The 12,400-nt window shown below is 56.0% G+C and carries 13 protein-coding genes and 1 other annotated feature; of the genes, 5 read left to right on the top strand and 8 right to left on the bottom strand.

Annotated features, from left to right (window positions below; all coding sequences use genetic code 11):
* The coding region (locus GS12_RS16910; protein ID WP_034949052.1) for a CesT family type III secretion system chaperone at nucleotides 1-485 on the top strand (485 nt) is incomplete at its 5' end.
* A gap of 2 nt (nucleotides 486-487) precedes the next feature.
* On the top strand, nucleotides 488-2,158 hold the full coding sequence (locus GS12_RS16905) for a hypothetical protein (protein WP_052118505.1): 1,671 nt from the start codon (nucleotides 488-490) through the stop codon (nucleotides 2,156-2,158).
* A gap of 16 nt (nucleotides 2,159-2,174) precedes the next feature.
* Here GS12_RS16905 and thrC read toward each other — a convergent pair whose 3' ends face one another.
* From thrC to GS12_RS16885, 5 genes are all read right to left on the bottom strand, one after another.
* Nucleotides 2,175-3,461: a threonine synthase gene (thrC, locus tag GS12_RS16900; RefSeq protein ID WP_034949050.1), complete on the bottom strand. Its 1,287-nt coding sequence runs from the start codon at nucleotides 3,459-3,461 to the stop codon at nucleotides 2,175-2,177.
* On the bottom strand, nucleotides 3,458-4,393 hold the full coding sequence (thrB, locus tag GS12_RS16895; RefSeq protein WP_034912153.1) for a homoserine kinase: 936 nt from the start codon (nucleotides 4,391-4,393) through the stop codon (nucleotides 3,458-3,460). Before thrB ends, thrC begins: the two co-directional genes overlap by 4 nt.
* 2 nt (nucleotides 4,394-4,395) lie before the next feature.
* On the bottom strand, nucleotides 4,396-6,861 hold the full coding sequence (gene thrA, locus GS12_RS16890) for a bifunctional aspartate kinase/homoserine dehydrogenase I (RefSeq protein ID WP_034949048.1): 2,466 nt from the start codon (nucleotides 6,859-6,861) through the stop codon (nucleotides 4,396-4,398).
* A gap of 25 nt (nucleotides 6,862-6,886) precedes the next feature.
* Nucleotides 6,887-7,005 (bottom strand) — a sequence feature (Thr leader region).
* The gene (gene thrL, locus GS12_RS23500) at nucleotides 6,941-7,078 is read right to left on the bottom strand and encodes a thr operon leader peptide (RefSeq protein ID WP_072016913.1); all 138 of its coding nucleotides are present in this window, start codon (nucleotides 7,076-7,078) and stop codon (nucleotides 6,941-6,943) included. (Overlaps the previous feature by 65 nt.)
* 118 nt (nucleotides 7,079-7,196) lie before the next feature.
* Nucleotides 7,197-7,895, bottom strand: a complete 699-nt coding sequence (locus GS12_RS16885; protein WP_034949047.1) for a tRNA/rRNA methyltransferase — start codon at nucleotides 7,893-7,895, stop codon at nucleotides 7,197-7,199.
* A 597-nt stretch (nucleotides 7,896-8,492) separates the two neighbouring features.
* On the opposite strand from GS12_RS16885, the gene arcA reads away from it, so the two are divergent.
* Nucleotides 8,493-9,209 carry a two-component system response regulator ArcA gene (gene arcA, locus GS12_RS16880; protein WP_034912148.1) on the top strand — a complete coding sequence of 239 codons (717 nt, stop codon included), beginning with the start codon at nucleotides 8,493-8,495 and terminating at the stop codon, nucleotides 9,207-9,209.
* A gap of 40 nt (nucleotides 9,210-9,249) precedes the next feature.
* Here arcA and creA read toward each other — a convergent pair whose 3' ends face one another.
* Complete coding sequence (creA, locus tag GS12_RS16875) at nucleotides 9,250-9,723, bottom strand: protein CreA (RefSeq protein ID WP_034912146.1); 474 nt, start codon at nucleotides 9,721-9,723, stop codon at nucleotides 9,250-9,252.
* 192 nt (nucleotides 9,724-9,915) lie between these two features.
* Here creA and robA point away from each other — a divergent pair, with 192 nt between their 5' ends.
* A complete protein-coding gene (robA, locus tag GS12_RS16870; RefSeq protein ID WP_034912143.1) occupies nucleotides 9,916-10,794 on the top strand; it encodes an MDR efflux pump AcrAB transcriptional activator RobA in 879 nt (292 codons plus the stop codon).
* 30 nt (nucleotides 10,795-10,824) lie between these two features.
* Here the strand turns inward: robA and gpmB are convergent, their stop codons facing one another.
* Entirely contained in the window at nucleotides 10,825-11,472 is a 648-nt protein-coding gene (gpmB, locus tag GS12_RS16865; protein ID WP_034949044.1) for a 2,3-diphosphoglycerate-dependent phosphoglycerate mutase GpmB, read from the bottom strand.
* Nucleotides 11,473-11,522: 50 nt separating this feature from the next.
* Here gpmB and yjjX point away from each other — a divergent pair, with 50 nt between their 5' ends.
* Entirely contained in the window at nucleotides 11,523-12,062 is a 540-nt protein-coding gene (yjjX, locus tag GS12_RS16860) for an inosine/xanthosine triphosphatase (protein WP_034949042.1), read from the top strand.
* Here the strand turns inward: yjjX and trpR are convergent.
* The gene (trpR, locus tag GS12_RS16855) at nucleotides 12,048-12,377 is read right to left on the bottom strand and encodes a trp operon repressor (protein WP_034912140.1); all 330 of its coding nucleotides are present in this window, start codon (nucleotides 12,375-12,377) and stop codon (nucleotides 12,048-12,050) included. The two genes, yjjX and trpR, sit on opposite strands and share 15 nt — an antisense overlap.
* Between the last annotated feature and the right edge of the window lie 23 nt (nucleotides 12,378-12,400).

Genomic DNA, 12,400 nt, shown 5'->3' with positions numbered 1-12,400 from the left:
ATCCTGCGCCGCTGGCGCCGTGGATCGCCGACTGGCAGCAGCAACATGCTGCCAGAATTGATGCCCTGGCAAAACGGGCCGTGTCTTCGCAATGGCATTATTCTTTGCTGCAACGGGCCGTAACGCAGTTGCGTTTATCGCCCTCTCAATATGTTCAGGATGGCTGTTCCTGCCAGTTACGTCTGTCGGAAAAAACTATTTCCGTGCTGGCTGACGGCGACGGACGCCACCTGCACCTCCTTGCACCGCTGGCTCTCCAACTGTCTCAGGACGTTGAGGCGAAGCCGCTTTTGCTAGCGAACAGTGAACTTCAGGTTCTCACGCACTGCTCGCTGGCCCTCTCGGGCGACACGCTGTGCCTGGTGTGTCGCTGGGATTCTTCCGGACTTGACGGCGACGCGCTTGCCGCCTGGCTGGCAGACTTTATGACCCTGAGCATCGCCCTCGATCGTCGTAAACAAATCGCCAACTCAGCAGGGAGGTAACAATGAGCAATCCTGTACAGCATTCAACCGGCAGTTTTGCTATGACCGCAACCGGGCAACATGCCGACCTTGAGAGCGGAGCGCCGGCCGCGACGCCGCCGCCTCGTTCAGCACGGGTCGCCAGCGCCGTTTCGCAATTTTTCTCCACTCTGTCTGGCAATACAGCGTCAATGGCTGGCAGCGGCTTCAAACATGCGAAAAACGGCGGCGAACGCGTGCTGGGTGGCATGAAAAAAGGCGGCGAATACACCTGGAGCGGAATGAAAACGGGCGGGAAATATACCTGGAGCGGGATGAAAACCACCGGAGATCTCGCCTGGAAAGGTGCGAAATGCGTGGGCAAGGAAGGCTGGAAAGAGGGCCAGGCCACTGCCGTTTCTCTGGCGAAATTTACCGCAGCGCCGCTACAAAATAAGGCATGGGGCGCACTGTGCGGACATACGCTGCAACAGATGGTCACCTGCGGCTTACCGACAATGATGCGCGAAGAAGCCTTTATTGAAACCTATAACCTGATGCTGCCTCATATGGTTGAAAAAAGCCCGGCGGCGGCGGTCGGCTTGCAGGTTGCGCTGTCGCTGGCGAATATTGCCGCGCATCACTACATTCGCGAACCGCGTCTGGCGCGTGACCCACAGAACAATGAGGTTGCCGTTCGCGGCCATTTCGGCCTGAGTCCCAGCCAGGCGGCGGTGATTAAGCAGGATAAACCTGCGCTGTGGACGGCCATGCAGACGCAGCATCAGAACGACTCGAAGCGCGTCAGCGGACAGCAGGTGATGGCCGAACTCATGAATATTGGCCTGTCGGTCGCCGGCGCGGTAACGGGAAATCCGGCGCTCACTACGCGCGTCCTCAGTTCGCAGATACGCAATGTGGGCTATGCCGCCGCGCGGGAAACGCTGAATGCCACAGGAAGCGCGGTGGCCTCCCGCGACGGTAAGCCCAGTTTCGGCGTCAACGATGACAATATGAGTACCAATGGCGCCTGGTACACCTGCTCAACGCTGGCAATGGGCATGCTCCAGGATGCGTTAATCCAGCGGGCGCTTCCTGAGGGTTACAGCGTTTCCGGCCCGGAAATTCGGGACGCTTCCGGTCAGCGACTCAGTGGCCAGGAACTGCACCAAATGGGCGCGTTGGTTTCGGGTATTCGAGCTGCCTGCAATACCGTCATCGAAACCGGCGATGCATTTCTCGGTAAACACTACGACAGCAAACAGGTTGGCGATGGGCAGAAATTATCCCTGTCGCTGCCGATGAAGGATTATGCGCGCCTGTTGGATCACTCGGTGGCGCGCCTTAGTTGGAATAATTTCGCCAGCGGCAGCACGCTTGCAGCTCAACAGGTTCTGAACGCCATAACGAAAGGCAAGGTTTCGCCTGCTTTTTCAAGCCTGTTCAACAACGCGGGTACCGCCGCCGCCTTTGGTTTAACCTACAAAATGGTTAATCAGATTTACCAGGCACACAGTAAGGTGCGTGCCGCCGTGGCGCAGGCGGAAAACCATCCGCCTCATCCGGAAATTGCTGATGAGGATCGCATCACCGATGTGACGGACAGCGAAGAACCGGCACCTGAGAGCGCCGACAATGACCGTATTACTCAGATAAGGGACAGGGAAGAGCCGGCACCGGCTTCCGTCACAGCGCGTTCAGGCCCGGCGACCTGAACGCACGACGGGGCGTTTATTTGTGCAGCAGGAACTCGCGTAACGGGGCAAAGTCCGCCGCCATTTTATGCGATAACAACGGCAGTTCAGCACGTTCGGCCAGCGCGTCCGGCAGCGGCAGCGTGCGTTCCAGGATCGCCTCAACGCTCTCTTTGAATTTCGCCGGATGCGCGGTGCCAAGGAACAGACCAAACTCTCCGTCCTGAAGCTGATCGCGCAGCAGGCGATACGCAATGGCGGCGTGCGGCTCGGAGAAATAGCCCAGATCCGCCAGCTCGCGCATGCTGGATTTGGTGGTGTCATCATCAACCGCGCCAAAGCCCAACTCGGTTAAGCGCCAGGTCTTGCGACGGAAAATCTCCTCAACGCGCGGCCAGTTATTAGGCTGGCTGACGTCCATCGCGTTCGACAGCGTGGCGACCGTCACGTTGGGCTGCCATTCGCCGCCGGTCAGGAAACGCGGCACGGTATCGTTGGCATTGGTGGCGGCGATAAAACGCTTCACCGGCAGGCCAAGGGATTTCGCCAGCAGGCCTGCGGTCAGGTCGCCAAAGTTGCCGCTCGGCACAGAGATCACCAGCTGGTTGCGTTTCTCCTGCGGCAACTGCGCCACCGCTTCGAAGTAGTAGCAAATCTGCGCCAACAGGCGGCTGATATTGATTGAGTTGGCAGAGTTCAGGCCGATGGCTTTTTTCAGCACCTCATCATCAAACGCTTGTTTAACCAGCGACTGGCACACGTCAAAATCACCGTCGATGGCGATGGTTTGAATATTGCCGCCGAGCGTACAGAACAGCTTCTCCTGAAGCGGGCTGATTTTACCCTGCGGATAGAGAATGACCACGCGCACGTTATCCATGCCGTAAAACGCATGCGCAACCGCTGCGCCGGTATCGCCGGAAGTGGCGGTCAGAATGGTGATTTTCTCGTCGGCGCCGCTGGCCCAGGCCAGCATCTGCGCCATAAAGCGCCCGCCGAAGTCTTTAAAGGCCAGCGTTGGCCCGTGAAACAGCTCCAGCGCGGCAATATCGTCGGTGACGTTAACCACCGGCGCAGGAAAGGTGAAGGCGGTTTTCAGGCGCTCATGGAGCTGATGCGGCGCGATTTCGTCGCTGATAAACGCCGAAAGAATTTTGCTGCTGCGGGTGACAAAATCCATCTCCAGCATCTCGTCGATGTCGGTCGATTCAAATTCCGGCAGTTCCAGCGGGAAAAACAGCCCCTGCTGTTTGCCCAGTCCCTGCTTTACCGCCTGTGCAAAGCCTACCTGCTCGTTGTGATCCTTTAAGTTATAGAGTTTCATGCGTTATCCTGGTTACGTGCGCCCGCCGTGTCTAAGCGGCAAATATGGACGAAGCCTTCATCATTTTGCAGATAGTGCTGCCGGAGCCAGTCTGCGGTGCGCTGAGCGGTATCCGCCCGGTTGCAGACGGCAAACAGCGTTGGGCCGGAGCCGGAAATGCCGCAGGCCAGCGCGCCGATATCGGCAAGCGCCTCGCGCGCCTGTGCGAATCCCGGCAGCAGTTTCGTGCGATAAGGTTCAGCAATGACATCGCGCATCAGCGCGGCCGCCAGTGCCGGTTGCTGCGTGTGGCAGGCATGAATAAACCCGCCCAGGTAGCGACCGTGCTTAATAATGTCTTGTTTACGGTACTGCGCCGGGAGAATGGCCCGCGCCTCGGCGGTGGACACTTTAATACCCGGATAGGCCATCACCCACAGCCACTCATCAAAGCATGGCACAGGCTGGCTGATAATACCGTTCTCTTCCAGCATCAACTGCATGCCGCCCAGAAAACAGGGCGCGACGTTATCATAATGAACGCTGCCGGATATACGTCCCTCCAGCTCGCCCATCAGCGCCAGCAGCCGCGTGTCGTCAAGCGGCCTGCCGCAGTGTTCGTTCATCGCCATCAGCCCGGCCACCACCGAGCAGGCGCTGGAGCCGAGGCCCGATCCGATCGGCATGTTCTTTTCCAGCGTCATCGCAACGTTGACACGCTCACCGATCTCCTCACAGAAGCGATCCCAGCACTGCCAGACGATGTTTTCCTCTGGCACGGTGGGCAGTTTACTCACAAAGCGGCCCTCGTTGCGCAGGCTGAACCTGCTGGCGGATTCCACGCTGACGCAGTCGCCAAGCAGCGTGCCGTCAATCGGCGATACCGCCGCGCCCAGCACGTCAAAGCCCACGCTGACGTTGCCGATAGATGCCGGCGCATAAATTTTAACCATGTTCAGACTCCCAGCTTCCATGAAAGCGTACGCAGCAGATCGGCGAATACGCCCGCCGCCGTCACATCGTTGCCCGCGCCGTAGCCGCGCAGCACCAGCGGAATCGGCTGATAGTAGCGGCTGTAGAAGGCCAGCGCATTCTCGCCATTTTTTACTTTATACAACGGATCGTTGCCGTCTACCGCCGCGATTTTCACCCGGCAGCGTCCGCCCTCTTCAATCGCGCCAACGAAGCGCAATACTTTGCCCTCTTCGCGGGCGGCCGCCACCCGCGCGCCGAACGCGTCGTCCAGATCCGGCAGGCGCGCCATAAAGGTTTCCACATCAGGAATGGCCGTAAAAGACGCGGGTAATGCCGCTTCGATGTCGATGTCGCTCAATTCAAGTTGATAACCCGCCTCACGCGCGAGGATCAACAGCTTGCGCGCCACGTCCATGCCGGAGAGATCGTCTCGTGGGTCCGGCTCGGTGAAGCCCATCTCGCGCGCCATTTTCGTCGCCTCAGACAGCGAAACGCCCTCGTCCAGCTTGCCGAAAATAAACGACAGCGAGCCGGAAAGAATACCGGAGAAGCGGATCAGTTCATCACCGGCGTTGAGCAGGTTTTGCAGGTTCTCAATTACCGGCAGGCCCGCGCCCACGTTGGTGTCATAGAGGAACTTGCGGCGCGATTTTGCCGCCGCCGCGCGCATCTGCTGATAATAATCCCACGAGGCGGTGTTGGCCTTTTTGTTCGGCGTCACCACATGGAAACCCTCGGCAAGGAAATCGGCATACTGATCGGCCACCGCCTGGCTTGACGTACAGTCGACAATCACCGGATTCAACAGGTGATACTCCTTCACCAGGCGGATCAGGCGGCCAGGGTTAAACGGCTCCTTCGCCTGTTGCAGCGCCTCCTGCCAGTTATTCAGCGGGATACCGTGGACGTTAGTCAACAGCGCTTTGGAATTGGCGATGCCGCAGACGCGCAGATCGATATGCTTGTTTTTCAGCCATGCCTGCTGGCGATAGAGCTGATTCAACAGCGCGCCGCCCACGCCGCCCACGCCGATCACAAAAACTTCAATCACCTGATCGGTGGCGAAGAGCATCTGGTGCACCACGCGAACGCCGGTTGTCGCATCGTCATTGTCCACCACCACGGAGATCGATCGTTCGGACGAGCCCTGCGCGATAGCCACAATATTGATATTGGCACGCGCCAGCGCTGAGAAAAATTTCGCCGAAATGCCGCGCAGCGTGCGCATGCCGTCGCCGACGACGGAAATCACCGCCAGGCGTTCAATGACGTCCAGCGGCTCAAGCAGCCCGTCTTTCAGCTCAAGGTAAAATTCGTCTTCAAGTACCGACCGCGCCCGCGCCAGATCGCTCTGCGGTACGCAGAAGCTGATGCTGTATTCGGAAGAGGATTGCGTGATCAGCACCACAGAAATGCCGCTGCGCGACATGGCGGCAAACACCCTGGCCGCCATACCGATCATGCCCTTCATGCCGGGGCCGGAAACGTTGAACATCGCCATGTTATTCAGGTTGGTGATGCCCTTAACCGGGTTTTCAACCGGATCGACGCTGTCGCCGCCGATCAGCGTGCCCGGCGCCTGCGGATTGGCGGTATTTTTTATCAGGCACGGGATCTGGAACTGGGCGATAGGCGTAATCGTACGTGGATGCAGCACTTTGGCGCCGAAGTAGGAGAGCTCCATCGCTTCCTGATACGACATCGAATTCAGCAGCCGCGCGTCAGGCACCTGGCGCGGATCGCAGGTGTAGACGCCGTCCACATCGGTCCAGATTTCACAGCAGTCGGCGCGCAGGCAGGCGGCCAGCACGGCGGCAGAGTAGTCGGAACCATTGCGTCCGAGCACCACCAGTTCGCCCTTTTCGTTTCCTGCGGTGAAGCCAGCCATCAGGATCATATTTTCGGCAGGGATCTGACTGGCGGCGATGCGGCGGGTCGATTCGGCGATATCAACGGTTGATTCCAGATAGTGACCAACGGCCAGCAGCTTTTCGACAGGATCGATCACGCTGACCGCATACCCACGCGCCTGGAGCAGCGCGTCCATAATGGCGATGGAGAGTTTTTCGCCACGGCAGATAATGGCGGCATTGACGCTGTCAGGACACTGCCCCAGCAGGCTGATACCGTGGAGAACCTGCCTGAGCTGGGCGAACTCCTGGCTCACCAGCGTTTTCAGGCGTGGGTAGTCGAAACCGGGTTGCGCTGCCGCCAGGCCGTCGAGCAGCGCGGTAAAAATCGCTTCTGCATCGCTGATATTCGGCAACGCATCCTGTCCGCTGATGGTTTTTTCAATCATCGCCACCAGATGGTTGGTGATTTTTGCAGGTGCGGATAACACGGTAGCAACCTGTCCCTGCTTCGCATTGCTCTCCAGAATATCGGCGACGCGCAGAAATCTTTCTGCATTCGCCACTGAGGTTCCACCGAATTTCAGCACTCTCATTCTTACTTTCTCCTGAATTTTTGCCGAAAAAAAAGCCCGCACTGTTCAGGTGCGGGCTTTTTTTTATTTCCTGGATGCGTCAGCCCGCACCGTTACCTGTGGTAATGGTGGTGGTAATAATGATGGTGGTCATCAGGCTGAGATTACGCATGTAAAGTTGGTCATCGCTATTGATTTGTCTGCACTCAGAAGTAAAGCAATCGTCCCGCCATGTCAATTTATTTCCTGTGCAGGCGGGCTGTCCGGGTAACGCGTAAAGGCTTTTTGCATCGCGCCCTCCGAATGAATCTTCGGCATGACAAAAAAATACAGCAAGTCACGCTATACGAATAACGTTAATCAGCGTTTTTATCTGCTAATTTTTTTTCGATATCGTGCAGCAAACGGTGCAACATGGCGCTGTCTCGCTGCGCCAACAGGCCGATGCGCTGATTGAGCCACTCCGCCAGCTTGCGATCCTCGCTCACCTCAAGATGTACCAGCAGCCGTTCGCAGCGTTCCCGCAGTGCGGAAAGCTGCTGGCCGTCGGCGACGGCTTCAGTGACCGCGCTGACCTGGCGCAGCGCAGAGAGCTGGTAGCAGTACACCATGACGGCCTGCCCAAGGTTCAGCGACGGATAGTCGGCCGCCATCGGCACGCCGGTCAGAATATCCACCAGCGCCAGTTCTTCATTGGTCAGGCCGCTGTCTTCGCGGCCAAATACCAGCGCCACGCTGCTTACCCACTGCCTTTTTTCTTCCAGTAGCGTCTCAAGCTGCTGAGGCGTGGCGTAATAGTGATATTTTGCGCGGTTGCGCGCCGTGGTTGCCACGCTGAAGTCGATATCCGCCAGCGCCGCCGCCAGCGAATCCCAGTGGGTGGCATTGTCAAGGATCTCGCCGGCGCCATGGGCCACCCAACGAGCTGCGGGTTCCCGATGCGCCTGACTGTTGACGATACGCAGTTCATCAAAACCCATTGTTTTCATCGCGCGTGCGGCTGCGCCAATATTTTCCGGGCGCGCGGGCGAAACAAGAATGAGAGGAAAACGCATAGCAACCTTTCAGGTTAATGAATACAGCGTCTACTGTGGCATGACTTGACGTTAAAAAAAAGAATGCGTAAATTAACATTTAATTAACATTGAAATCATGCTTTTTGCTGTAATAAACAAAAGTTATGAGCACTTCTCATTGAATTGACGAATAAAAATGAGTTATCTTGCTTAATCATTTACGTTTCAATAAGTTAACAATTGTTAAAATCAACCCGACAGAAAAAGGGATTTTTAAAACAGCGCTTACTCAAAAGAGTAAATTTGTGAGCTAAGCTGGCAATCAGGGAAGAGTTTTTCACAAAAATGTTAATGTGCTACAATTGATTTGATATAAGTCAAGATAGCGTTGTTTTAGTCGCCATTGCCTGGCTTTTGCACTGTTATATGACTGTTAATGTGGTTAGGATATACGCCCTTTATAAGCCGAATCGGACACATATGCATCGTTTCCGTTATCGGCAGAGTGATTAGCGTATCTGGAACATTATTCCGTACAGCCGTCGTTTCGCGCCGTATCGCCTTTACTCAGTGACAGAGGCGGCGCATCGCTGTATCCCGGTTTTGATTTTGTAGGCAATTTTAGGTAGCAAACACATGCAGACCCCGCACATACTTATCGTTGAAGACGAATTAGTTACTCGCAATACTCTCAAAAGTATTTTTGAGGCCGAAGGCTACATGGTTTATGAAGCTACGGATGGTGCTGAAATGCATCAGATTTTAACCGATAACGACATTAATCTTGTCATTATGGACATTAACCTGCCCGGTAAAAATGGTCTGCTTCTGGCGCGTGAACTGCGCGAACAGGCTAACGTGGCGCTGATGTTCCTGACGGGCAGAGATAATGAAGTGGATAAAATTCTGGGCCTTGAGATCGGTGCTGACGACTACATCACCAAACCATTTAACCCGCGCGAGCTGACTATCCGCGCTCGCAACCTGCTGTCGCGCACCATGAACCTTGCGCCACACAGCGAAGAGCGGAAACTGGTCGAGAGCTATCGCTTCAATGGTTGGGAACTGGATATCAACAGTCGTTCACTGGTGAGCCCTCAGGGCGAGCAGTACAAGCTGCCGCGCAGCGAGTTCCGCGCCATGCTGCACTTCTGCGAAAATCCGGGCAAAATACAGACGCGTGCCGATTTGCTGAAAAAAATGACCGGTCGCGAGCTGAAACCACACGATCGCACCGTTGACGTAACCATCCGCCGCATTCGTAAGCATTTCGAATCCACGCCCGACACGCCGGAAATCATCGCCACCATTCACGGCGAAGGCTACCGTTTCTGTGGCGATTTGCAGGATTAATCAGTAACCCATAAGGCCGGCAATCCGGCCTTTTTGCTGGCTATTTTACCCACGGCATAATCGGTACGGCGCTGAGGGCATTCTTCGGCGATCCATCGACAACCCTGTCAGAATAGCTCAGGTAAATCAACGCGTTACGTTTCTTATCAAAAAAACGTACCACCTGAAGTTTCTTAAAAATCAGCGACGTTCGCTGGCGAAAAACCACCTCGCCTTCCGCTTTTCCTTGGGCGATTTTGTCACTCAGTTCCACCGGCCCAACCTGCTGGCAGGAAATTGCCGCATCCGAGGTATCTTCCGCGAGTCCCAGCCCGCCCTTAATGCCGCCGGTTTTTGCCCGGCTGATGTAGCAGGTGACGTTTTTTACGTCCGGATCGTCAAACGCTTCGACCACAATCTTATGATCCGGGCCAAAAATTTTGAAAACCGTATCAACCGAACCCACCTGTTCTGCCCGTGCCGTGAGTGAGGCAAATATTACAGATGTAACTATTAGCATTTTTTTCATTGTCATTCCGTTACCATTGCAAAAAAAATAGATGACATTGTAAGTTATCTGTTCGGTCCGTCGCCGCGTGTGATAGCATGCCGACGCTCGTAACAAACTCATACATCACATTCGTCAACATAATAATGACGCTGTGTTAGCATCATTACCCGACAAATTGTCTTCCCGCATTAATTTTAAACAGGATGAGGGCCCTTTATGGATCAAGCCGGTATCATTCGCGATTTGCTTGTCTGGCTTGAAAGCCACCTCGATCAGCCTCTGTCGTTGGATAATGTCGCCGCCAGAGCAGGATATTCCAAATGGCACCTGCAAAGAATGTTTAAGGATGTGACCGGTCATGCGATCGGCGCCTATATCCGCGCGCGTCGGCTGTCAAAAGCGGCCGTTGCGCTACGTCTGACCAGCCGCCCCATCCTGGATATTGCCCTTCAGTACCGTTTCGATTCACAGCAAACCTTTACGCGCGCGTTTAAAAAGCAGTTTAACCAGACGCCTGCCTGGTATCGCCGCGTATCGGACTGGAACTCTTATGGCCTGCGCCCGCCGATCCGCCTGGGTGATTTCACCATGCCGGAGGCCACCTTCGTGACGCTGCCGGAAACCGTGCTGATTGGCCAGACCCAAAGTTACACCTGTACGCTGGAGCAGATCTCCAGCTATCGTGACGATATGCGCATTCACTTCTGGCGTCAGTTTTTGACCGAGACCGATATGGTGCCGCCGGAGCTGTACGGCCTGCATCAGTCCCGCCCCAGCGTGGAAAAAGATGACGAACAGGAAATTCTCTACACCACGGCGGTCCCTTCCGATCGCGTGTCAGAGAACATGCCCGCCACGCAGACGGTACTGCTGGAGCCGGGCGAGTATGTGCAGTTTAATTATGAAGGGCCGCGCACCAACTTACAGGATTTTATCCTGTTGATTTACGGAACCTGTATGCCGACGCTTCAGCTTACCCGCCGACACGGCCAGGACATTGAGCGTTTTCATACCCACGGCGGAAAAAAACGTCCGGAACCGCCGATGGAGATCCGCTGCGAATATCTGATCCCCATCCGCTCTCAACAGGCCTGACTGCGCGGGGGCGTTATCGCCCCGTCATCGCTAACGCTGTATTTCATCCAGCGCGGGCGCGTCAAGATGCGAGACGTCGCCCGCTGTTTCCACCACCCAGCCCGATGCAAGCCACGCGCTCTGCTGATAATCCACCCGCGAGAGTGAGCAGTTGCGCAGCCGCAGGCGACGTTCCGCGTACGCAGGCAGCCCCAGAATGGTGCTGACCAGCACGCCAAGCGCCATGCCGTGGCTGACCAGCAAAGGGCGACTTCCTTCCGGCAGTTCGCGACAGGCGTTGAGCGCCTGATGCATTCTTTCCGCCATCTCCGTCATGGATTCGCCTTCAGGAATGCGGCCGTCCGGCGTGCCGTCCACCAGCGCCGATCGCCAACCTTCTTCTTCGGCGGTCAGCAGATCCAGCTCGCGCTGCTCCAGCACGCCCATATTCAGTTCACGCAAACGGGGATCGAGGATCACCTCGCACCCACAAGCATCGGCGATGATCTCTGCCGTGCGCCGTGTGCGTCCCAGATCGCTGGCGATAACGTGGGTAATACCGAGGTTTTTGACCCGCTCACCAACCTGGTGCGCCTGCCTCTCTCCTTTTTCCGTCAGCGCGCTGTCTGACTGGCCCTGAATGCGTCGTGCTGCATTCCAGAGCGTTTCTCCGTGGCGAACAAGATAGACCTGTAACATGCGATTTTCCGTTATACTGCGACAAATTTACGTAAAGGACTCAAACAATTATGCACCATGTTGTCGCTGCCACCACTAATCCGGCAAAAATTAAGGCAATTTCTCAAGCGTTCAGCGATGTGTTTGGGGAGGGATCCTGCCATATAGAAGGTGTTGAGGTCGACAGCGGCGTCGCCCCTCAGCCCGTTTCAAACACAGAAACGAGAACTGGCGCACGCCAGCGCGTGATGAACGCCAGAAAGGTCAGGCCGGAAGCCAGTTTCTGGGTGGCGATTGAGGCGGGAATCGAAGACGACTGCGCATTTGCCTGGATGGTGATTGAAAACCAGCGTCAGCGCGGTGAATCCCGCTCCGCGAGCTTTACGCTGCCTGCCGTGGTAATGAAAGGCATTCATCAGGGGCGTGAACTGGGCGACGAGATGGCGCGTCTGACGGGCGTGGACAATATTAAACAGAAAGGCGGTGCCATTGGCGCGTTTACCAACGGACTGTTGAGCCGCACCAGCGTCTATCACCAGGCGCTGATCCTTGCCCTCTGCCCGTTCCACAATGAAATCTACCAGATGAAAACGGAATCAGACCTTATCTGACCCGTTCAGTAACTGTGCCTCCAGCCACAACTTCAGCGCTGGCGGCGCGCTTTTCAGGCTGTTGGAGCCGCGCGTAATGGTCGCGATACCCACGCCCAGATCGTTTTTCAACTCGCGCTGGCTGAGCTCCCCACGCATCAGCTCTTCGACAATGCGCAGACGCGTGCCCAATGCTTCACGCTCATCAGGCGTCATCATCAGTTGCAGCAGCGGCAAATGCAGCCCGCTTTCAAACGCCTGCTGAAGCAGCCGGACGAAACGCTGCCACTCTTCATTGTGCGGTTCTGCTGAGACAAGCGCAGAAAAATCGGTCATAGATGCTCCATACTCATAAACTA

Origin of the sequence: Erwinia oleae, assembly GCF_000770305.1 — a bacterium.
Classification (GTDB): domain Bacteria; phylum Pseudomonadota; class Gammaproteobacteria; order Enterobacterales; family Enterobacteriaceae; genus Erwinia; species Erwinia oleae.
The sequence above is the reverse complement of the archived record's forward strand: the minus strand, read 5'-3'. Positions and strand labels throughout refer to the sequence as shown.